The organism is Kribbella italica, assembly GCF_014205135.1.
Classification (GTDB): domain Bacteria; phylum Actinomycetota; class Actinomycetes; order Propionibacteriales; family Kribbellaceae; genus Kribbella; species Kribbella italica.
Window position 1 is genome coordinate 8,400,366 of the sequence record NZ_JACHMY010000001.1, and the last position, 19,306, is coordinate 8,419,671.

Annotated in this window: 21 protein-coding genes; 15 read left to right on the forward strand and 6 right to left on the reverse strand. The window is 69.8% G+C overall.

Annotated features, from left to right (window positions below; translation table 11 throughout):
* Nucleotides 1–48: 48 nt before the first annotated feature.
* On the reverse strand, nucleotides 49–1,050 hold the full coding sequence (locus HDA39_RS39445; protein WP_184804214.1) for a Gfo/Idh/MocA family protein: 1,002 nt from the start codon (nucleotides 1,048–1,050) through the stop codon (nucleotides 49–51).
* Nucleotides 1,051–1,698: 648 nt separating this feature from the next.
* On the opposite strand from HDA39_RS39445, the gene HDA39_RS39450 reads away from it, so the two are divergent.
* Nucleotides 1,699–2,682, forward strand: a complete 984-nt coding sequence (locus HDA39_RS39450; RefSeq protein WP_337926147.1) for a Gfo/Idh/MocA family oxidoreductase — start codon at nucleotides 1,699–1,701, stop codon at nucleotides 2,680–2,682.
* A gap of 83 nt (nucleotides 2,683–2,765) precedes the next feature.
* On the forward strand, nucleotides 2,766–3,509 hold the full coding sequence (locus HDA39_RS39455; RefSeq protein ID WP_184804219.1) for a GntR family transcriptional regulator: 744 nt from the start codon (nucleotides 2,766–2,768) through the stop codon (nucleotides 3,507–3,509).
* 35 nt (nucleotides 3,510–3,544) lie between these two features.
* Here HDA39_RS39455 and HDA39_RS39460 read toward each other — a convergent pair whose 3' ends face one another.
* Complete coding sequence (locus tag HDA39_RS39460; protein WP_184804222.1) at nucleotides 3,545–4,798, reverse strand: hypothetical protein; 1,254 nt, start codon at nucleotides 4,796–4,798, stop codon at nucleotides 3,545–3,547.
* A gap of 17 nt (nucleotides 4,799–4,815) precedes the next feature.
* Complete coding sequence (locus HDA39_RS39465; protein ID WP_184804225.1) at nucleotides 4,816–5,313, reverse strand: SigE family RNA polymerase sigma factor; 498 nt, start codon at nucleotides 5,311–5,313, stop codon at nucleotides 4,816–4,818.
* Between the two features lie 282 nt (nucleotides 5,314–5,595).
* Here HDA39_RS39465 and HDA39_RS39470 point away from each other — a divergent pair, with 282 nt between their 5' ends.
* The 8 genes from HDA39_RS39470 (at nucleotide 5,596) to HDA39_RS39505 (ending at nucleotide 11,534) form a co-directional block, all read left to right on the forward strand.
* On the forward strand, nucleotides 5,596–6,879 hold the full coding sequence (locus tag HDA39_RS39470; protein WP_184804227.1) for a TadA family conjugal transfer-associated ATPase: 1,284 nt from the start codon (nucleotides 5,596–5,598) through the stop codon (nucleotides 6,877–6,879).
* The gene (locus HDA39_RS39475; RefSeq protein WP_184804229.1) at nucleotides 6,879–7,739 is read left to right on the forward strand and encodes a type II secretion system F family protein; all 861 of its coding nucleotides are present in this window, start codon (nucleotides 6,879–6,881) and stop codon (nucleotides 7,737–7,739) included. Before HDA39_RS39470 ends, HDA39_RS39475 begins: the two co-directional genes overlap by 1 nt.
* 112 nt (nucleotides 7,740–7,851) lie before the next feature.
* Nucleotides 7,852–8,790 (forward strand): type II secretion system F family protein, encoded by a 939-nt coding sequence (locus HDA39_RS39480; RefSeq protein ID WP_184804233.1) that lies wholly within the window; start codon nucleotides 7,852–7,854, stop codon nucleotides 8,788–8,790.
* A gap of 14 nt (nucleotides 8,791–8,804) precedes the next feature.
* Nucleotides 8,805–9,002: a hypothetical protein gene (locus tag HDA39_RS39485; protein ID WP_184804237.1), complete on the forward strand. Its 198-nt coding sequence runs from the start codon at nucleotides 8,805–8,807 to the stop codon at nucleotides 9,000–9,002.
* Nucleotides 8,999–9,403, forward strand: a complete 405-nt coding sequence (locus tag HDA39_RS39490; protein WP_184804239.1) for a TadE/TadG family type IV pilus assembly protein — start codon at nucleotides 8,999–9,001, stop codon at nucleotides 9,401–9,403. The genes HDA39_RS39485 and HDA39_RS39490 overlap by 4 nt, the downstream gene beginning before the upstream one ends.
* Nucleotides 9,404–9,669: 266 nt before the next feature.
* A complete protein-coding gene (locus tag HDA39_RS39495) occupies nucleotides 9,670–10,086 on the forward strand; it encodes a hypothetical protein (RefSeq protein WP_337926085.1) in 417 nt (138 codons plus the stop codon).
* Between the two features lie 215 nt (nucleotides 10,087–10,301).
* On the forward strand, nucleotides 10,302–10,700 hold the full coding sequence (locus tag HDA39_RS39500) for a pilus assembly protein TadG-related protein (protein ID WP_184804242.1): 399 nt from the start codon (nucleotides 10,302–10,304) through the stop codon (nucleotides 10,698–10,700).
* 39 nt (nucleotides 10,701–10,739) lie between these two features.
* Nucleotides 10,740–11,534: an SDR family NAD(P)-dependent oxidoreductase gene (locus HDA39_RS39505; RefSeq protein ID WP_184804245.1), complete on the forward strand. Its 795-nt coding sequence runs from the start codon at nucleotides 10,740–10,742 to the stop codon at nucleotides 11,532–11,534.
* A 191-nt stretch (nucleotides 11,535–11,725) separates the two neighbouring features.
* Here the strand turns inward: HDA39_RS39505 and HDA39_RS39510 are convergent, their stop codons facing one another.
* Complete coding sequence (locus tag HDA39_RS39510) at nucleotides 11,726–12,553, reverse strand: SDR family oxidoreductase (RefSeq protein ID WP_184804248.1); 828 nt, start codon at nucleotides 12,551–12,553, stop codon at nucleotides 11,726–11,728.
* A gap of 69 nt (nucleotides 12,554–12,622) precedes the next feature.
* On the opposite strand from HDA39_RS39510, the gene HDA39_RS39515 reads away from it, so the two are divergent.
* From HDA39_RS39515 to HDA39_RS39525, 3 genes are all read left to right on the forward strand, one after another.
* The gene (locus tag HDA39_RS39515) at nucleotides 12,623–13,237 is read left to right on the forward strand and encodes a TetR/AcrR family transcriptional regulator (protein WP_184804251.1); all 615 of its coding nucleotides are present in this window, start codon (nucleotides 12,623–12,625) and stop codon (nucleotides 13,235–13,237) included.
* An 85-nt stretch (nucleotides 13,238–13,322) separates the two neighbouring features.
* Nucleotides 13,323–14,444, forward strand: coding sequence for a peptide chain release factor 2 (gene prfB, locus HDA39_RS39520; RefSeq protein WP_184804254.1), 1,122 nt, complete (start codon nucleotides 13,323–13,325; stop codon nucleotides 14,442–14,444).
* A 25-nt stretch (nucleotides 14,445–14,469) separates the two neighbouring features.
* Nucleotides 14,470–15,249: a pentapeptide repeat-containing protein gene (locus HDA39_RS39525; protein WP_337926086.1), complete on the forward strand. Its 780-nt coding sequence runs from the start codon at nucleotides 14,470–14,472 to the stop codon at nucleotides 15,247–15,249.
* Here HDA39_RS39525 and HDA39_RS39530 read toward each other — a convergent pair.
* Complete coding sequence (locus tag HDA39_RS39530) at nucleotides 15,246–16,106, reverse strand: LysR family transcriptional regulator (RefSeq protein WP_184804260.1); 861 nt, start codon at nucleotides 16,104–16,106, stop codon at nucleotides 15,246–15,248. The genes HDA39_RS39525 and HDA39_RS39530 overlap by 4 nt on opposite strands.
* A gap of 100 nt (nucleotides 16,107–16,206) precedes the next feature.
* Between HDA39_RS39530 and HDA39_RS39535 the strand changes: the two genes are divergently transcribed.
* Nucleotides 16,207–16,914, forward strand: a complete 708-nt coding sequence (locus HDA39_RS39535) for an SDR family oxidoreductase (protein ID WP_238357304.1) — start codon at nucleotides 16,207–16,209, stop codon at nucleotides 16,912–16,914.
* A gap of 10 nt (nucleotides 16,915–16,924) precedes the next feature.
* Here HDA39_RS39535 and HDA39_RS39540 read toward each other — a convergent pair whose 3' ends face one another.
* Entirely contained in the window at nucleotides 16,925–18,337 is a 1,413-nt protein-coding gene (locus HDA39_RS39540) for an MFS transporter (RefSeq protein ID WP_184804266.1), read from the reverse strand.
* Between the two features lie 118 nt (nucleotides 18,338–18,455).
* Here HDA39_RS39540 and HDA39_RS39545 point away from each other — a divergent pair, with 118 nt between their 5' ends.
* Nucleotides 18,456–19,295 carry a helix-turn-helix transcriptional regulator gene (locus HDA39_RS39545; protein ID WP_184806988.1) on the forward strand — a complete coding sequence of 280 codons (840 nt, stop codon included), beginning with the start codon at nucleotides 18,456–18,458 and terminating at the stop codon, nucleotides 19,293–19,295.
* The last annotated feature ends 11 nt before the right edge of the window (nucleotides 19,296–19,306 follow it).

Below are 19,306 nucleotides of genomic sequence, written 5' to 3' on the forward strand. Positions count from 1 at the left end.
CAGGACGGACGTTTTCGCGGTACGAGTCGGTCAGATCAGCAAGACCGGTCAGATCCGCGAGACCGGGCGGGGCTGGAGGCCGGCGTCGGAGTAGCAGGCGTCGATGAGTTCCATCGTGGCGACCGCGTCGTCGGCGTCGATGGGAAGCGGAGCGCCGTCGCGCAGATGGGCGGCGAAGGCCTCGAGCTGATAGGTGTACGACGACTTGCGGCCGAGGTGCTCGACCCAGTGGTCTTCCTTGGTGGTGACGATCACCCGGTCGTCCTGGTGGGGCAGCACGAAGCTCGGCGCGAACGCCTCACCGCGGGTGCCGACGACCTTGAGGCTGAAGTCGAGCTCCTCAGCGGCCATGCTCGTGCGGACCGCGCCGGTCGCGCCGTTCGGGAACTCCAGGTCCGCGTTGAGCCACTCGTCGACACCGGGCAGCCGCTTCCGTTCGCCGGCCCGGGCGCTGACCAGCTTGGGCTGACCGCCGCCCCACGGCGCGAGCATCCGCTGGGCGTGCAGCGCGTAGCAGCCGACGTCCATCACGGCCCCACCGGCGAGCGCCAGCGACCAGCGCGGATCCTCGTCGGCCGGCGGGCCCATCACCATCGTCGCCTCGACGTGCTGCAGCTCGCCGAGCTCACCCTTGGCGAGCAGTTCCTGGATGCGCTTGGTGACCGGGTGGAAGACGTAGTGGAAGCCCTCCATCACGACGACACCGGCCTCGCGAGCGGCATCACGGACCGCGGCGGCTTCGGGCGCGTTGCTGGCCGACGGCTTCTCGGTCAGCACATGCTTGCCCGCGGCAATCGCTCGCAGGTTCCACGGACCGTGCAGACCGTTGGCGAGCGGGTTGTAGATCGCCTCGATCTCGAGGTCGTCGATGACGTCCTCGTACGACGCGTGCACCCGCTCGACGCCGTGCTCGGCGGCGAAGGCCTCGGCCCGTTCGGCGTCCCGGGCCGCGACCGCGACCAGCCGGGCGCCGGTCAGCCGGGCCGGTTCGGCGATCGCCCGGCCGGCGATCCGGGCGGCGCCGAGGATGCCGATGCGCAGCGGTTCCATGCCTACTCCTTCAGAGTTCGTCCGTACGGCGGGGGTACGGCGGCTGGTCGAGGGCTTGCCGGAGATGTCGGCCGGCCTGGTTCCGTCGGGTCCCGCGGCGGCGTGTTCCGCGGCGGCATGTTCCGCCGGGAGCACGGAACGGCCGGTCCTGCTCCAGGGGCCGGCCGGACAAGCCCGAACCGGGAAAGCGTAGTCCTCGCCGGGCGGCGACGACGTTGTCGGGATCGAAGGCGACATCCTGCCCGAGTTCAGGCAGCACCCGGTAGACCGTGACCGCCATCCGGACCCGGTCACGAGCTGTCCCCGCCGTGTGCTCAGCGCGGCCGGCGACGCTCCGTGAGGCGTGCTCGGCACCGCCGCGGACCGACGGCGACGAGCAGCGCTCACCCAGCGCTACCACCCTCCGAACCGCTGACAACGTGTGCACGTTCGCAGCGTAGAACGCACCGTCCGGCATCGGCCCCGCGATGGCCACCCACCGCCGGACCTTCACCTCCCGGATCCACCCCGTTCACCTCCGAACCCTTGCCGAAGGCACCCTTCCGCACCTCCCTTTCGCGTGATGAGATCACCTCGGACCTGAACGACGACCAAGGGGGCGGGGACATGCGGACCGATCACGGGCTACAGATTGTTCGGTTGGGCTTGGTGGGGGCCGGCCGGATCGGGACCATGCATGCGGGGAACGTGGCGCGGCGGGTGCCGGGGGCTGAGTTGGTGGCGGTGGCGGATCCTCGCGAGGAGGCAGCGACCAGCCTGGCGGAGAAGTACGGCGCGAAGGCTTGTGGCGTGGACGATCTGCTCAGAGATCCTGAGATCGACGGCGTCCTGATCACCTCGATCGCTGCGGTGCAGTCGGAGCTGATCGTGCGGGCGGCCCAAGCGGGCAAGGCGGTGTGGTGCGAGAAGCCGGCGTCGCTGACGGTTGAGGAGCTCGACCGGGCGATCGCGGCGACGAGAGCTGCCGCAGTTCCTCTCCAGGTGGGGTTCAACCGGCGGTTCGCGGCGGACTTCCAGCAGGCGCGGGCGATCGTCGACGCGGGCGAGATCGGTACGCCGCAGTTGATGCGGTCGGTCACGCGCGACCCGGGCCGACCGGCCGGGATGGTGAACCCCGGCGGCGTCCCACCGTGGACGATCTTCCGGGAGACCTTGATCCACGACTTCGACACGTTGCTGTGGCTCAACCCGGGCGCCGAGGTGGTCGAGGTCTACACGCGCGCCGACGCGCTGGTCGCGCCGCAGTGCAAGGCCGACGGGCTGCTCGACACGGCGGTCGTCGTACTGACCTTCGACAACGGTGCGATCGCCACCGCGGAGGCGAACTTCTCCGCGCTCTACGGGTACGACGTACGCGGTGAGGTGTTCGGCAGCAAGGGCATGGTCGTCGCGGGCCGCCTGCCGAGTACGACGGCGGTGCGGTACGACGCGAGCGGCCTGCACCAGCAGACGATGCGCAGCGACGAGCAGATGTTCGGCGACGCGTACGTGCAGGAGCTGATCGACTTCACCGAGGTCGTGCGCGGCACCATCGCGCCGCCGGTCACCGGCGAGGATGCCCGTCGCGCGTTGACGATCGCCCTGGCCGCGATGCGCTCGTACGAGGAACACCAGCCGATCCGGATCGAGTGAAACGACCGCCTCACAAAGGAAGAGATCTGATCAAATCTGCACACCGACTCGACGGTGGGCCCCTGACAGCCCAAGATGTGCCCATGAGCACCGTCCAGGTCAGCGTCGATCGCAGCAGCCGTACCCCGCTCCACGTCCAGCTGGCTCAGCAGTTGGAGGCGGCGATCCAGGGCGGTGACCTCCCGGTCGGTTCCCGGCTCAGCAACGAGGTGGACCTGGCCGAGGCGTACGGACTGAGCCGTCCAACGGTGCGGCAGGCCATCGCCAGGCTGGTCGACCAGGGCCTGCTGGTCCGCAAACGCGGCGTCGGCACACAGGTCGTCGGCAACTCCGGCCAGGTCCGGCGCTCGCTGGAACTCACCAGCCTGTACGACGACCTGGCTGCGGCGCATCGCAAGCCGGAGACCGAGGTACTGCGCTTCGGCATCGCACCTGCGAGCACTGACGTCGCCGCGGCCCTGCAGTGCGAGGCTGGAGACCGCGTTCTGCGGCTGGAGCGCCTCCGCCGCGCGGACGGCGAGCCGCTGGCCCTGATGCGCAACTGGCTGCCGCCAGAGATGCTGGACACGGATCCGAGCACCCTGGCCGAGCGCGGCCTGTACGAGCTGCTCCGGGCCGAGGGTGTCCGCCTCAAGGTCGCGCACCAGACCATCTCGGCCCAGCCCGCCACACCGGAACAGGCCCGCCTCCTCGGTGAGGAAGCGGGCCATCCGCTGCTGGCGACCACGCGGATCACGTACGACGATCACGGCCGTGCCGTCGAGTACGGGTCCCACCTGTTCCGCGCGTCGCGCTACGCGTTCGAGCACACCCTCGTCCACCGCTGACCCACCCCTCAGAGAGTCAGCGGCGGACGAGAGCCCTACTTTTTACCAGTTCCCGGGAACTTCCACCCAGGGGTGCCGGCCATCGCGAACAACTGGTCGGTGCTGAACGTCGGCTTCGCGCGGGTGTGCTGCTCGTCCTTCTCGGCCGGCCCGTTGTAGCTGGTCATCGTGATCATCCGGCCGTCCGGGTAGTGGATCTCGACGCGGTTGGCGAGCACGCCGTTGATCGCCTGCCGCTCGTCGCCGTACGTCGGCTCGTTCTTCGACCAACCGGTCACGGAGCCGTCCGGCCTGACCTTGCAGTGCTGCGGTCCTTCGCCGGTGCACTTGGTCACCGGGGCCTCGTACTGGACCAGCACGTCGACCTGCGCGGCCCCCTTGCCGTCGTTGACCACGTACGACGCGCCGTTGTGCCCGTTGCTGCCACCGCCCCAGGTCTCGGGCCTGGTGAACTGCAGTCCGCTCGGCAGCACGCTCTTCAGCATCTGCTGGGTCTGCTCGAGCGGTACGGTCGGCTTGCCGTTGCCCGGGCGCTTGATCGGTCCGTCCTGCTCCTTCGGGAAGACCCACTTGTCGCTGGTGGCCAAGGCGGTGAGCTGCTGGACCGAGAACAGCGGGTTCGCGCGGGTGTGCGCGACACCGATCTGCCGCGGCGCGTTGTAGTTGTAGACGCTGATCAGCCGGCCGTCGGGGTAGAAGATCTCCACGACCGTGTTCTTGATGCCCCACGGGTTCTTCGACGCGTCGTACGGGAAGATCGACTCGTTGGCGTAGGAGGCGACCACCGCTCCGTCCGGGCGCACGGTGCAGGAACCGTGCAGACCTTCGCAGCCCAGGTTCGGCTTGGTGGTGACGACCTCGACGGTGAGCAGCGAGGCGCCCTTGCCGTCGTCGACCACGACCTCCGTGTGATGCCTGTTGTCCACGTAGCTTGCCTTCGCCGACGACTGCTTCAGGTTCTGCGGCAGGAGTCCCTGCAGCGTCTGCAGGGTCGCGGCCGGCGAGCCCGGCACGGCGACCGGTCCTTCGGCCTTGACGCTCGGGGTCGTGGACGGCGGCGCGGCCACAGGAGGCGCTGCGTTGCCGGCGAACAGTTGGGTGCCGCCGACGATGATGCCGGCGGTGGCCAGCACCGCACCGGCGCCGCTGAGGCTCAGCATCGCCGTACGGCGACGTCGCAGCGTCACGCCGCGCTGGATGCCGCGTTCCACGAGGTCGTTCGACTCCGGCTCGAGGTCGTCGGTCGCCCGGCGCATCAGGTCGGGCAAGCTGTCGTTCAGGTTGTTCATCGGGTTTCTCCTGCGAGTCAGAGAGCGATCAGGTGGACGTCGTCGCCGAGCACCGCGCGCAGGCGGTCCAGGGCACGAGAGGTCCGGGTTCTGATCGCACCGGCGTTCTTGCCGAGATCGAGCGCGACCTGTTCGACGCTGCGATCTTCGAAGAACCGCAGCACCAGCACCGCACGATCGAGAGGAGCCAGTTCGGCCAGGGCGTCGCGCAGGGCGAGGCGTAGTTCGAGGTCGCCGGACTGGTGGACGCCGTCCGGCATCGCGGCCGTCGGCTGCTCGTTCCAGCTGCGTTTGCGCCGCTGCGAGACGAACGTCCGGGCCAGGACGGTCTGGGCGTACGCCGCGGGGTTCTCGATCCGCTGCATCCGCCACCAGGACCGGTACATCTTGGCCAGCGTCTCCTGGACCAGGTCCTCGGCGTGGTGCCGGTCACCGGCGAGCAGCCAGGCCGTCCGGTACAGCTGCGGGGTCCGCGCTCTGGCGAACTCCTCGAAATCGTCCGTCGTCGATCCCATCACTGCCCTTCGTCGTGGTCTCACTGGGTACGACGCCACGACGCGCCGATTTGGTTACAGCGCCGTTTCCGGCGGTCCGGCGTACGGCGGATTTCTGCAACAAGCTGCAACGGGGTGGACCCGAGCGTGAGCGCGTGGTTACGGTCGGGCGGCCTCTGCCCGCCGATGGTTATCCACAGGTCGGGCGGATCGGGTTGGCGCGGGTGCCCTCCGGGTTGGGACAATGATCGCGCAGGGTGACGAGACGGTCGCCACCGGAACAGCGACGGACACGGGGAGACGATGACAGCGGACAGGGTCGCCGCGCGCCGCAACGGGTTCGACCGCGGCGAGGCGGTCGAGCTGATCGACGCGCAGGTCCGCGACGTCGTCCGGCGCGAGGGCATCGATCCGCTGCGCGACCCCGGCGCGGTCAGCACGATCGTCGCGACGGTCGTCCGCGAGTACGACGAGCGCAGCCTGACCGGGATCGTGCCGCCGATCGGCGACGTCGAGGCGGTCAGCCGTGAGGTGCACGACCGGGTGGCGGGGTTCGGCCCGCTCCAGCGGTACCTGGACGACCCGAAGGTCGAGGAGATCTGGATCAACGAGCCGTCCCGGGTGTTCATCGCCCGCGAGGGCCGCCACGAGCTGACCACGACGGTGCTGACGGAGGAGGAGGTCTCCGACCTGGTCGAGCGGATGCTGAAGACGACCGGACGACGGATCGACGTCTCGCAGCCGTTCACCGACGCCCGCCTGCCCGACGGCAGCCGGGTGCACATCGTGCTCGGCGGCATCACCCAGCGGTACGCCGCGATCAACATCCGCAAGTTCACCGTCCGGGCCAGCAAGCTGACCGACCTGGTCGCCCTCGGCTCGATGACGCCGCACGCGGCCGCGGTGCTCGACGCGTCGGTTGCCGTTGGCCTCAACATCTTGGTTGCCGGAGGCACCCAGGCGGGCAAGACCACGATGCTGAACGCGCTGGCCGGGTCGATCCCGGGCCGGGAGCGGGTGATCAGCTGCGAGGAGGTCTTCGAGATCAAGCTGCCGATTCCCGACTGGGTGTCGATGCAGACCCGGCAGGCCGGGCTGGAGGGCACCGGCGAGGTGCGGCTGCGGGACCTGGTCAAGGAGTCGCTGCGGATGCGGCCGTCCCGGCTGATCGTCGGCGAGGTCCGGGGTGAGGAGTGCCTCGATCTGCTGCTCGCGCTGAACAGCGGCCTCCCCGGCATGTGCACCATCCACGCGAACTCGGCGCGCGAGGCGCTGACCAAGATGTGCACGCTGCCGCTGCTCGCGGGAGAGAACATCGGATCGAGGTTCGTGCTGCCGACGGTGGCGGGCTGCGTCGACCTGGTCGTGCACCTCGGGATCGGCAGCGACGGGCAGCGCCGGGTGCGCGAGATCGTCGCGGTCAGCGGCCGGATCGAGGACCAGACGATCGAGACCGAGACCCTGTTCGGCCTGTACGACGGGATGCTGCGCCGGGCCGAGGGCCAACTGCCGCATCCGGAGCGGTTCCAGCAGGCGGGGTACTCGCCGGCCGGGCTGCTGACCGAGCTGCCGCGCGGGGTGAACTGATGGGACTGCTGCTCGGGCTGTTCTTCGGGATCGGTGTGCTGCTGGTCGTCTGGTCGTTCATCGCGCCGTCCGAGGACAAGCCGAAGACCGACGGGCGGCTGACGGCGCGCAGCCGTGACCTGCTGGCGCGGGCCGGGGTGGAGGGTGTGACGCCGGGGGCGTTCATCGGTGCCTGCGTCGTGACGGGGTTCGTCGCGTTCGTGCTGATGTTCGTGGTGTCGGCGGCGTTGCCGGTGGGTGTGGTGTTCGGGCTGATGGCCGGTGGGGTGCCGGTCGCGCTGCTGAAGAGTCGCGCGCGCAAGCGGTTGGGGGAGTTCCGGGAGCTGTGGCCGGACGTGGTCGACAACATCGCTTCCGCCGTACGGGCTGGGCTGTCGTTGTCGGAGGCGTTGGCGCAGGTCGGCGAGCGGGGGCCGTTGCCGTTGCGCGAGCCGTTCCGGCGGTTCGGCGCGGACTACGCGTCGACCGGGCGGTTCGCGGACTCGCTCGACAGGTTGAAGGCGCGGTTGGCGGATCCGGTCGGTGACCGGGTGGTGGAGGCGTTGCGGATCGCGCGGGAGGTCGGTGGCGGTGACCTCGGGCGGTTGCTGCGGTCGTTGTCGAGCTTCTTGCGTGATGACGCGCGCACGAGGTCGGAGCTGGAGGCACGCCAGTCCTGGTCGGTGAACGGGGCTCGCGTCGCGGTGGCGGCGCCGTGGCTGGTGCTGGGGTTGCTGTCGTTCCAGGGGGACGTGATCCAGCGGTACAACTCGCCGACCGGGGCGTTGGTTATCGGCATCGGGGCAGTCGTCTGTGTTGTCGCGTACCGGGTGATGCTGCGGATCGGTCGCCTGCCGGAGCCGGAGCGGGTGCTGCGATGAGGAGGGGTGTGGAGCCAAGATCCGGTACGACGCCGGGCGGACGCGCGTTGCGTCGCAGAGGTGGTCGACCTGCGACCGGTTCGGCGCCTGGCGGATCGGGGTGGAGGAGACCATGAACCCTCTGGTGCTGGGGGCACTGCTGGGTGGGGTGTTCGGCGCGAGCCTGTTGCTGATCGTTCGGCGGCTGCCGTTCCTGCGGAAGCCGACGGTCGACGACCGGATCGGGCCGTACCTGCGCGATCTCGCCGGGGCCGACGTGTTCTCCGGCGTGGTCGACTCGGGGTCGCCGTTCCACGCGATGCTGCGGATGTTCGGGCCGTCGTTGCGCGCCGGGGCGGCTCGGCTGGAGCGGATCCTCGGCGGTGCGGTGTCGATCCGGCGACGGCTGGCGCGGGCGGGGATCGACCGGAGCGTCGAGGAGTTCCGGATCGAGCAGGTGCTGTGGGGGACAGCCGGGTTCGGTGCTGGGTTGGTGGTCGCGCTCGTGACGCTATCGCTGGGCTACGGCAATCCGGTCGGGCTGCTGGTCCTGGCTGCGCTGCTCGCCGTACTGGGGGTGCTGTCGCGGGACACCTACTTGAGCACGCAGGTGCGTAATCGGGAGCGGCGGCTGTTGGCCGAGCTGCCAACCGTGGCCGAGTTGCTGGCGCTGTCGGTTGCTGCCGGTGAGGGGCCGGCGGCGGCTCTCGATCGGGTGGCGCGGTCGTGCAAGGGCGAGTTGGCCGACGAGCTGCAGCGGGTGCTCGCGGAGACGCGGGCCGGATCGTCGCTGGTGCGTGCGCTGGACAGCCTCGCGGATCGGACCGGGCTGGTAGCGCTGTCCCGTTTCGCGGACGGGCTGGCGGTCGCGCTCGAACGCGGTACGCCGCTGGCCGACGTACTGCGGGCGCAGGCCGGCGACATCCGCGAGGCGAGCCGGCGTGAACTGATCGAGTCCGGGGCACGTCGCGAGGTCGCGATGATGGTGCCCGTCGTGTTCCTGGTGCTGCCCGTCACCATCATGTTCGCCTTCTACCCCGGCGCCGTCGGGATCCAGCTGATCGCCGGATAGAACGAGGAGAAACCATGTCCCTGTTGCTCACCCGACTCTTCCTGAGCCTGGTCCTCAAGCCGAGGCCGGCCGCGAAGGAACGCGGCGACGTGCCCGGCTGGGTGCTGATCACGGTCATGACGGCCGGCCTGGTCGTCGCCATCTGGGCCGTGGCCGGCCCCAAACTCGCAGACATGCTGGAACGCGCCCTGGACTCCGTCACCGGCAAATGATCAGAGCCCAGGGCAACCAACGGCGGCGGGACGAGCGTGGGGCGGCTGTGGTCGACTTCGTGCTGGTGTCGGTGATCGTCGTGCCGTTGTTCCTGGGGACTTTGCAGGTCGGTCTGTTCCTCTACATCCGCAACACGATGACGGCGGCGGCTTCCGAGGGGGCGCACTACGCGGCGGTGCTCAACCGGGATACGGCCGACGGGGAGGCGCGGACGCGGGAGTTGGTGGACGGTGTCGTTCGCACCGAGCTGATCGAGTCGGTGATCGCCGAGCAGACGGAGATCGACGGGCAGCCGGTGGTTCGGGTCGCCATCGACGCGCACATGCCGGCGCTCGGGTTGTGGGGACCCGGGATCGACTTCAGCGTCGAGGGTCATGCGGTCAAGGAGACCGGCGAGTGAGGCGGCGACCGGAGGGCCGGGCGACGAGCGCGCGGCGGCGCGGGCTTGCTGTGGGGAGGGCGCTGCGGCACGGGCCTGCTGCGGAGACGGCGCGGAGTGGCGGGCCTGCTCTCGGGGTGGCGCGGCGGCACTGGCCTGCCGTGGAGAAGGCGCGGCGGGGCGACCTCGCTATCGGGAGGGCGCGGCGGCACCGGCTGGTTGCGGGGAGGGCAGGGCGGCGTGGGCTTGCTGTGGGGAGGGCTCGGCGGGGGGAGGAGGGGAGTGCGGTGGTCGAGTTCTCTTGGTTGGCGTTGTTGCTGCTGGTGCCGTTGGTCTACGTGATGCTTGGGGTCTTCGACGTGCAGCGGGCGTCGTACGGGGCGACGGCGGCGACGCGGGCTGCCGGGCGGGCGTTCATCATCGTGCCGGCGGGGCTGACCGAGGACGATGCGCGGGCGCGGGCGTTCGAGGCGGCGCGGTTGGCGATGAAGGACCAGGGGATCGAGCTGGAGTCCGGTGATCTGACGATCTCCTGCGATCCGGAGTGTTTGCAGCCGGGGTCGACGGTGACGGTTCAGCTGGACTATGCGGTGCCGCTGCCGTTCATTCCGGAGGCGCTGGGTGGGGAGCGGCCGGCGGTGCACGTGTCGGCGTCGCACACCGAGCCGTACGGCGACTACCGGGAAGCGAAGGGATCGCCGTGAGGAGGTTCCGCGCTGGTGCGGGCGGTTGGTGCAAGCAGGCCGTAAGGGGCAGGCGGCGCGAGCGGCCTGAAAGCGGCGGTCGGCGCAAGGCCGGAGGGGGCAGCCGACCCAAGGGGGCTGAAAGGAGCGGCACGCCCGAGCGGGCTGAGAGGGGCGGCCTGCCCGAGCGGGTGGAAGGGGGCAGCAGCCGGCGCGGGCGGGACGAGCGGGGGCAGATGACTGTGCTGATCGTTGGGTTCGCTGCGGTCGTGCTGCTGATGGTTGTCGTGGTCACCGATATCTCGAAGGTGTTCCTCGTTCGCCGGGATCTGGACTCGACGGCGGATGGTGCCGTGCTGGCCGCGGCCAACGGGCTCGCGGCGGTCTACGCGCAGACCGGGGACGGCGGGAACGCGCAGCTCGATCCCGACGAGGCGCGGCGGCTGGCGGCGGACTATCTGGACACCGTCTCGGCGAGTGAACGCTTCGACGGGCTGGACTGGTCGGCGGAGGTGACAGGGACGACGGTGACGGTGGAGCTGACGTCGAGCGTGGAGCTCCCGTTCACTCCACCGGGGTGGCAGGAGAGCGCCGACATCGCGTCCAGTGCGTCAGCTGTTGTCCCGGTTCGCTGACTGTTGTCTGGGGCAACGTGAAGTGGGCACCATGGGGGCATGCGGATCGATCTGGCAGGGCGGCGGGCGTTGGTTTCGGGATCGAGCCAGGGGATCGGGCAGGCGATCGCCACCGAGCTGGCCAGGGCCGGCGCGAGTGTGGTGGTGAACGGGCGGGACCAGAAGAAGACCGAGCAGGCGGCCGCGGCGATCGCGAAGGAGGTGCCGTCGGCGGAGTTGATCCCGGTCGGGGCCGATCTCGCGTCGGCCGAAGGGGCCGAGGCGCTCAAGGAGCGCGCGGGTGAGCTCGACATCCTGGTGAACAACCTCGGGATCTTCGGGGCGAAGCCGGTGCTGGAGATCGACGACGACGAGTGGCGGCGGTACTTCGAGGTCAACGTGCTGTCGGCGGTCCGGCTGATCCGGATGTATCTGCCGGGCATGATGGAACGCGGGTTCGGGCGGGTGATGAACATCGCCAGCGACTCGGCCGTGGTGACGCCGTTGGAGATGGTGCACTACGGCGTGACCAAGACCGCGTTGCTGGCGGTGACGCGCGGGTACGCGAAGGCGGCGGCCGGGACCGGCGTGACGGTCAACTCGGTGATGGCCGGGCCGACGCACACGCCGGGCGTGGAGGAGTTCGTCGGGGAACTGGTCGGCGACGACCTGCCGTGGGACGAGGCGCAGCGCCGGTTCATGAAGGAGCACCGGCCGTACTCGCTGATCGAGCGCCTGATCGAACCGCACGAGATCGGCAACCTGGTGGTCTACCTGAGTTCGGAGCAGGCCTCCGCCACCACCGGCGGCGCCGTCCGCGTGGACGGCGGCTACATCGACTCGATCCTGCCCTAGGCTGCCGCCGCGACCGCGAGCAAGCTCGCGAAGCCGAAGCCGAAGCCGAAGCCGAAGCCGAAGCCGAAGCCGAAGCCCGGTGCCGGAGCCCGGTGCCCGGTGCCCGGAGCGGGAGCCCGGCGCCTGGAGCCCGGAGCCCGGAGCCCGGAGCCCGGAGCCCGGGTTGGGCGAAGGCCGCGGGCGAGTGCGGGTCAGGCAAACACGCCCGGGTGGTCCGCCAACCACGTACGGAAGGTCCGGCCCGAGTGGCCGGTGAGTTTCTCGACGGCCGGCTCGATCGGGTGCGGGCTGCCGACCCGTGAGGACCAGTACGACAGCAGCGCTTCGAGCTGGGCCGGGCGACGCATCGCCGCGCCCATCTCCACGCGTGCCTCGTCGGCGCTGAGGTCGACGGCCTCGAAGGAAGCCCCGGTGATCTCGGCAACCTGAGCCAGCTGCGACCGCCGGGTCATCGACTCCGGGCCCGTGAGCGGATAGCCCCGTCCGTCGTGCTCTCCGCCGGGGCCGTCCAGCAACACCCGCACGGCCACATCAGCGATGTCCTGCTCGTGGATCGGCGCCTCCTCCGCCTCCAGATAAGGCAGCCGCACCTGGCCGACAGCCCGGATCGAGTGCGACCAGAAGATCGCGTTGCTCATGAACGCACCGGGCTGCAGGTACGTCGTCGCGTACGAGCCGCGACCGACCAGAGCTTCGGTCTCCGCGTGCGGATCGCCCGCGGCGTCCTCGTTGTCGGCCTGGGACGACATCGACGACAGCAGCACGACCTGCCGTACGCCGGCGGCATCGGCCGCCGTGGCAAACACACCGGCGGTCGACGGTTCGGCGTACAGGAAGACCTGGGTGATGCCGTCGATGGCGGCGGCGAGGGACGAGGGATCCCCGAAGTCCCAGCCGACCGCGCCGGGAAGGTCCTCCGGCGAACGGCTGGCGATCCGGACGTCGCGGCCCGCGGACACCAGACCGGCGGCGACGGCGCGAGCGATCTTGCCGCGTCCGCCGGTGATCAAGATGGTCATGGATGAACTCCAAATATGTAGTGACTACAAGATTGGAAGAAGTAAAGCATGACGCCCTAGGATGTGTCCATGGAGATCGGCCGCCGGGAGCGGAAGAAGCAGCAGACCCGTCAGGTGATCTCCGACGTCGCGACGCGGCTGTTCCTGGAGCGCGGGTTCGACGCGGTGACCGTGGCCGAGGTGGCGAAGGCGGCCGACGTCGCCGTACAGACCGTGTTCAACCACTTCCCGACCAAGGAAGACCTGTTCTTCGACGAGACCGGTTGGTGGGCCGGCCCGGCCGAGGCGATCAGGAACGCGCCGCCCGGCCAGAACCCGATCGACACCCTGGAGCAGCAGTACCTGACCGTGGTTCGTGGGCGGCTCGAGTCAGGTCACTTGGAGACCTGGCGGGAGTTCAGCCGGACGATGGCGGAGAGTCAGGCGTTGCTCGCGCGCCGTCGGCAGATCGCGGAGGAGATGGAACGCACCCTCGCCGCCGCGCTGCAGGAACGCGATCCGGAGCTCGCGCCGCTCACCGCGAGGTTCGTCGCTGCCCAGTTCGCGGCCGCGCAGAAGGTGCTCGAGGCGGAGCTGGCGTTGATCATGCCGCCGGACGCGACCCCCGAGCAGCTGAAAGCGTCGAACGCGCAGCTCGAACAGGCGACCGTGGAGGTGTTCGACGCCCTGCGCCGCGCAGGGTGAGCAGGGCAGGAGACGCCGCGGGGATTGTTGGTGACCAGACAATGGATTCCCGGCGAAGCACAGTGACCGGGTACGCTGCTTGGTTGTGGCTGGACTGGATTTTGACGCGGAGCTCAAGCAACTCGACGCGACCCTGACCTCGATCGAGAAGGTGCTCGATCTGGACACACTGCGCCGGGAGATCGCCGACCTCGGAGAGGCGGTGGCCGCGCCCGACCTGTGGGACGACCAGGCGAACGCGCAGAAGGTGACGTCGCGGCTGTCCAGCCTGCAGGCCGACCTCGAGCGGGTGACCAAGCTGCGCGGGCGGATCGACGATCTCGGCGTGCTGATCGAGCTGTCCCGCGAGGAGAACGACGCCGACGGCCTGGCCGAGTCGGAGAAGGAGATCTCCTCGCTGGCCAAGTCGATCCAGTCCCTCGAGGTCCGCACCCTGCTGTCCGGCGAGTACGACGAGCGCGAGGCGCTGGTCACGATCCGCTCCGGCGCGGGTGGCGTCGACGCCGCCGACTTCGCCGAGATGCTGCAGCGGATGTACCTGCGCTGGGCCGAGCGCCACGGGTACTCGACCGAGGTCTACGACACGTCGTACGCCGAAGAGGCCGGGCTCAAGTCGACCACGTTCGGCGTCAAGGCGCCGTACGCGTACGGCACGCTGAGCGTCGAGACGGGCACCCACCGGCTGGTCCGGATCTCCCCGTTCGACAACCAGGGCCGCCGGCAGACCTCGTTCGCCGCGGTCGAGGTGGTCCCGGTGCTGGAGCAGACCGACGAGATCGACGTCCCCGACGAAGAGCTGCGGATCGACGTGTACCGCTCGTCCGGTCCGGGTGGTCAGAGCGTCAACACCACCGACTCCGCGGTCCGGATCACCCACATCCCGACCGGCACGGTGGTCTCCTGCCAGAACGAGAAGTCGCAGCTGCAGAACAAGGCCAGCGCGATGGTGATCCTGAAGGCCAAGCTGCTCGCGCTGAAGAAGGCCGAGGAGCGGGCCGAGATCGACTCGCTGCGCGGTGACGTCCAGGGCTCGTGGGGCGACCAGATGCGGTCCTACGTCCTGCACCCGTACCAGATGGTGAAGGACCTGCGGACGCAGTACGAGTCCGGCAACACCTCGGGTGTGTTCGACGGGGAGATCGACGAGTTCGTCGAGGCCGGCATCCGCTGGCGCCGGACCGGCCAGACGGTCTCCGAGCAGAACTGACGGACCGCAACGACGGACCAGAGCTGTGGTGAAGGCCGAGCTCCGCGCGGACTGCGGTAGTTGCTTCGGCCTGTGCTGCGTCGCGCTGACGTTCGCCCGGTCCGCCGACTTCGCGATCGACAAGGCGTCCGGCGAGCCGTGCCCGAACCTGGCGGACGACTTCCGCTGCGGCATCCACCAGAAGCTGCGGACCAAGGGCTTCAACGGCTGCACGGTCTACGACTGCTTCGGCGCCGGGCAGAAGATCTCGCGGCAGGCCGGGACGAGCTGGCGCGAGCAGCCGGGGCAGGAGATGTTCGCCGCGCTGCCGATCATGCGGCAGCTGCACGAACTGCTCTGGTACCTGGACGACGCGCAGCAGCGCCCGGAGACAGCGCCGATCCGTGCCGAGCTGCAGCGAAGCGCCAAGCACGTCGAGGCCCTGACGCAGCAGCCCGTCCTGGATGTTGACCTGGGCAACGAACGCGCGCAGGTCAACGAGCTGCTGATCACCACCAGCCAACTGGTCCGCGGCAAGCAGCCCAAGAAGAAGGAACGCCGCGGCGCCGACCTCGTCGGAGCCAAGCTCCGCAAGGCCGACCTGAGCCGGGCCAACCTGCGCGGCGCCTACCTGATCGCGGCCGACCTGGCCGGCGCCGATCTCCGCAAGGCGGATCTGATCGGCGCCGACCTGCGCGACAGCAACCTCAAGGGCGCTGACCTCACCGACGCGCTGTTCGTCACGCAGTCCCAGGTAAACGCGGCCCAGGGCGACAGCACCACCAGGATCCCCAGCAGCCTGCTACGCCCCGACCACTGGCGCTAAGCACGATCGAGAAGCCTGACCGAGGACCGCACGATCGACGCGACTTCCTGGGAGGTGCTGTCCGGCTGCCAGGCGATCACCGTGGTGACGTCCGGCGCGTCGACCACCGGCACCGCGACGTGTTCGGGCCATTGCCAGGCACGGCTGGAGGCCGGGATGACGAGCAGCGTTTTACCGAGGGCAACGAGTTGGGCGAGCTTCGACTGCGTGTGCACCTCTGGTCCAGGCCCCTCGGGGTACGACCCGTCGAGCCGCGGCCATCGCGCGATCGGCAGGTCCGGTACGTCGCTGACGTCGGCCAGTGTGAGCTGATCCCGGGACGCTAGCGGATGCCCTGCCGGCAGGATCGCGACCTGGCCTTCGACCACGAGTTCCTCGGTGTCGAATCCGGCGAGATCGTCGTACGGGCTGTGCATGAGGGCCAGATCGGCACGTCCGCGGCGCAGCAGACCGGCCTGTTCGCCGACCTCGCACAGGAGGACCTCGACCGGCGGACTACCCGGCTCGCTCGCCAGCGCGTCCAGGAGCCGTTGCAGCAGTTCGTGGGATGCCCCGGCTTTCGTGACCAGTACCAGCGGTAGCTGCGGGCTCCCGGCGCGCTGTGTCCGGCGTACGGCGGTCGCGATCGCGCCGAGGGCCGTTCCGGCTTCGACGAGCAGCACTCGGCCGGCGCCGGTGAGCGCGACGCCACGGCGGTCGCGGGCGAGGAGCTGAACACCGATCCGCCGCTCGAGCCGGCTGATCGCCCGGGAGAGCGGTGGTTGGGCGATACCGAGCCGTTCGGCCGCGCGACCGAAGTGCAACTCCTCGGCGACGGCGACGAAGTACCGCAGCTCGCGGGTCTCGAGATCGTCCACGCCGAAAGCCTACGGCTGATACCTGAGGGGTATCACGGCGTACCCCATCGGTCTTGGACGACGGACACTCGGTGCACCCAGCATGGGTCGGGTGAACACCATGAAGACCGCGCTGGTTACCGGCGCCAACAAGGGAATCGGTTTCGCCGTCGCACGGGGCCTCGGAACGATCGGCTTCAGGGTCGGGGTCGGGGCTCGCGACGACGGCAGGCGGGACCAGGCCGTCGAGCAACTGCGGGCGGCGGGCGTCGAGGCGTTCGGTGTCGCGCTCGACGTCACATCCGACGAGAGTGTCGCCGCAGCCGCGGTGACCGTCGAGCAGACCGCGGGACGTCTCGACGTGCTGGTCAACAACGCCGGGATCTCCGGCCGGACCGATGGCGGCGCCCAGGACCCGACGACCCTCGACCTCGACGTCGTCCGCACCGTGCTCGACACCAACGTCTTCGGAGTCGTTCGGGTGACCAACGCGATGCTCCCGCTGCTGCGCCGTGCGGACTCGCCGCGCATCGTCAACCTGTCGAGCAACATGGGTTCGCTGACGTTGCAGACGGGACCGGTCCTGGCCGCCTACGCACCGTCGAAGACGATGCTCAACAGCATCACCGCTCAGTACGCCCGGCAGCTGGCCGGCACCAAGGTCATCGTGAACGCAGGCTGCCCGGGGTACGTTGCGACCGACTTCACCAGCTTCAACGCTCCCCGGACCGCCGAGCAAGGCGCCGCGATCGCGATCCGGCTCGCCACCTTGCCGGACGACGGGCCGCGCGGAGGCTTCTTCGACGACGACGGCACAGTCCCCTGGTGAGGGCTCAGGCTCACTGGAGCTGACGGGTCACCGGAGTCATCAGCAGCGAGATCGCGGTGATGGCCAGGGCTACGGCGGCCAGCGCTCCGCCCTGGCCCCAGGACGTACCGGACAGCGACAGGTACGCCGTACCGACTGTGGCTGCGCCCAGCGCCAGACAGGTCTGCTGGCTCGTCAGGAGGATGCCGCTGCCGAGTCCGGCCTGGGCGGGCGGCACCTGGCCGATTACGACTCCCATGAGCGGCACCATGACCAGTCCGCTGCCGAAGCCGGCGATCAGCATCGGCACTGCCAGGGTCCAGGGCGTGACGTCCGGCCAGAGGGCCAGGGCGACCACCGCCAGTACGGCGTACCCGATGGCCTGGATCAGCCAGTCGCGGACGATCAGGCCGGCGCCGTACCGGGCCTGCAGCCGCGGTCCGTAGACCGAGGTGATCAGGAAGCCGACGGCCATCGGCAGCAGGCTCAGACCGCCTTCCAGCGGGGACATCCCGGCCTCGCCCTGGGTGGCGAGTGCGAAGACGAACATGAACCCACCGAACGTGGTGAAGAACGCCATCGCCAGCAGCAGCCCGATCCGCATCGCCTTCAGGCGCAGTACGGTCGGTGGGATCAGCGGCGCCCGCTGAGCCTTCTCCGCCCGGTGCTGGTGCAGTCCGAGCAGAGCAAGAGCCGGTACGACGGCCGCCAGCGACAGCCACGTCCACAGCGGCCAGCCGAGCGGGCGTCCCTCGGTCAGCGGTAGCAGCAGCAGGACCAGTGTCAGCGCGAGCAGCGCGGCGCCCACCACGTCGACCCGCTGAGCCTTGTCGGCCCGTGTCTCGGGCAGGAGCTTCACTGCGGCGACCACCGCGAAGAGGCCTACCGGCACGTTCACCAGGAAGACAGCGCGCCAGCCGAGCCCGAACACGTCGGCCTCGACCAGTACGCCGCCCAGGATCTGTCCGAGCGCCGCGGCAGCCCCGCCGACGACCCCGAACATGGCCAGTGCCCGCGCCCGGTGCTCACCGGTCAGCAGGCTGCTGATCGACGCGAGCACCTGCGGAGTCATGGCGGCCGCGGTCGCGCCCTGAAGCACCCGGGCGGCCAGCAGGACACCGATCGTCGGAGCGATCGCGCAGAGCAGCGACGTCACGGTGAACCCGATCAGGCCGACCATGAACAGCCGCTTCCGGCCGAAGCCGTCGCCGAGACGGCCGCCGACGACGAGCAGGGTCGCGTTGGCGATGCCGTAGCTGCCGACCACGAGCTGGAGCTCGCCGGGTGTCGCCTGCAGGTCGGTCCCGATCGCCGGGAGCGCGACGTTGATGATGAAGAAGGAGAGCATCGGCAAGAAGGCGCCGAAGAGCAGAGTGGTGAGCGCCACCGGCCCGAGCGGCGACTTGGCGGGTACGCCGATCGGCGGAGCGGAGGTCTGTGTCATGGGACCAGCTTGCGCCGCGTCTGATCCGGGTAGTGAGAGCCTGCTTATCCTATTACTGACAGCACCTGGCACCAGTCTTTCGTCCACCCACGCGCTGGACCACCATGGAGAGGTGAGCATGCTGCAGGCAACCCGGCCGGACGAGCGGCGCCGCGCGCTGGCGGAGTTCCTGCGCAGCCGCCGGGAGCGGATCCAGCCCGAGGAGGTCGGCTTCGCACCGGGCGGCCGTCGCCGTACGCCGGGCCTGCGCCGCGAGGAGGTCGCGCAGCTCGCCGGCGTCGGCGTGACCTGGTACACCTGGCTCGAGCAGGGCCGGGACATCAACGTGTCCACCCAGGTGGTCGAGGCGATCTCCCGGACGCTGCGCCTGGACCGGCTGGAGCGCAACCATCTCTACACGCTGGCAGGGCTGGCGATCGGGCCGGTGACCGGCGACTGCGTCGGCCTGCCGCCGTCGGTGCAGAAGATGATCGACCGCGCGTCGCCGTACCCGGCGCTCGTCCTGAACGCCCGGTACGACGTGCTCGCGTTCAACGACGCCTACTGCAAGGTGATGCTCGACTTCACCCAGGTCCCGGAGGACCAGCGCAACATCCTCTGGCTCAGTTTCGTGTCGAAGGAGTGGCAGTGCTCCTTCGCGGACGCCGAGACGATGAAGCTGCACATGGTCGCGGGCTACCGGGCCGCCTCCGCCGACCACCTCGGCGAGCCGAGCTGGCAGGAGATGACGCAGCGCCTGCTGACCGAGTCGGCCGAGTTCGCCGACCTGTGGAACCGGTACGACGTCGCCGCGCCGAGCAACAAGGTCAAGGTGGTCGACAACCCGCGGGTCGGGCGGCTCGAGGTCGAACCGGTCAACCTGTGGCTGAACCGGCTCGGCCGGACCCGGGCGACGATCTACACCGCCGCCGACGAGGAGACCGAGACCAAGCTACGGATCCTCGTCGACGGCGCGTGACGCCGGCGGCG

Coding starts and splice junctions, on each gene's coding strand:
- HDA39_RS39445 (WP_184804214.1), bottom strand. CDS start 1,050: ATGGAACCGCTGCGCATCGGCATCCTCGGCGCCGCCCGGATCGCCGGC.
- HDA39_RS39455 (WP_184804219.1), top strand. CDS start 2,766: ATGAGCACCGTCCAGGTCAGCGTCGATCGCAGCAGCCGTACCCCGCTC.
- HDA39_RS39460 (WP_184804222.1), bottom strand. CDS start 4,798: ATGAACAACCTGAACGACAGCTTGCCCGACCTGATGCGCCGGGCGACC.
- HDA39_RS39465 (WP_184804225.1), bottom strand. CDS start 5,313: ATGGGATCGACGACGGACGATTTCGAGGAGTTCGCCAGAGCGCGGACC.
- HDA39_RS39470 (WP_184804227.1), top strand. CDS start 5,596: ATGACAGCGGACAGGGTCGCCGCGCGCCGCAACGGGTTCGACCGCGGC.
- HDA39_RS39475 (WP_184804229.1), top strand. CDS start 6,879: ATGGGACTGCTGCTCGGGCTGTTCTTCGGGATCGGTGTGCTGCTGGTC.
- HDA39_RS39480 (WP_184804233.1), top strand. CDS start 7,852: ATGAACCCTCTGGTGCTGGGGGCACTGCTGGGTGGGGTGTTCGGCGCG.
- HDA39_RS39485 (WP_184804237.1), top strand. CDS start 8,805: ATGTCCCTGTTGCTCACCCGACTCTTCCTGAGCCTGGTCCTCAAGCCG.
- HDA39_RS39490 (WP_184804239.1), top strand. CDS start 8,999: ATGATCAGAGCCCAGGGCAACCAACGGCGGCGGGACGAGCGTGGGGCG.
- HDA39_RS39500 (WP_184804242.1), top strand. CDS start 10,302: ATGACTGTGCTGATCGTTGGGTTCGCTGCGGTCGTGCTGCTGATGGTT.
- HDA39_RS39505 (WP_184804245.1), top strand. CDS start 10,740: ATGCGGATCGATCTGGCAGGGCGGCGGGCGTTGGTTTCGGGATCGAGC.
- HDA39_RS39510 (WP_184804248.1), bottom strand. CDS start 12,553: ATGACCATCTTGATCACCGGCGGACGCGGCAAGATCGCTCGCGCCGTC.
- HDA39_RS39515 (WP_184804251.1), top strand. CDS start 12,623: ATGGAGATCGGCCGCCGGGAGCGGAAGAAGCAGCAGACCCGTCAGGTG.
- HDA39_RS39535 (WP_238357304.1), top strand. CDS start 16,207: ATGAAGACCGCGCTGGTTACCGGCGCCAACAAGGGAATCGGTTTCGCC.
- HDA39_RS39540 (WP_184804266.1), bottom strand. CDS start 18,337: ATGACACAGACCTCCGCTCCGCCGATCGGCGTACCCGCCAAGTCGCCG.
- HDA39_RS39545 (WP_184806988.1), top strand. CDS start 18,456: ATGCTGCAGGCAACCCGGCCGGACGAGCGGCGCCGCGCGCTGGCGGAG.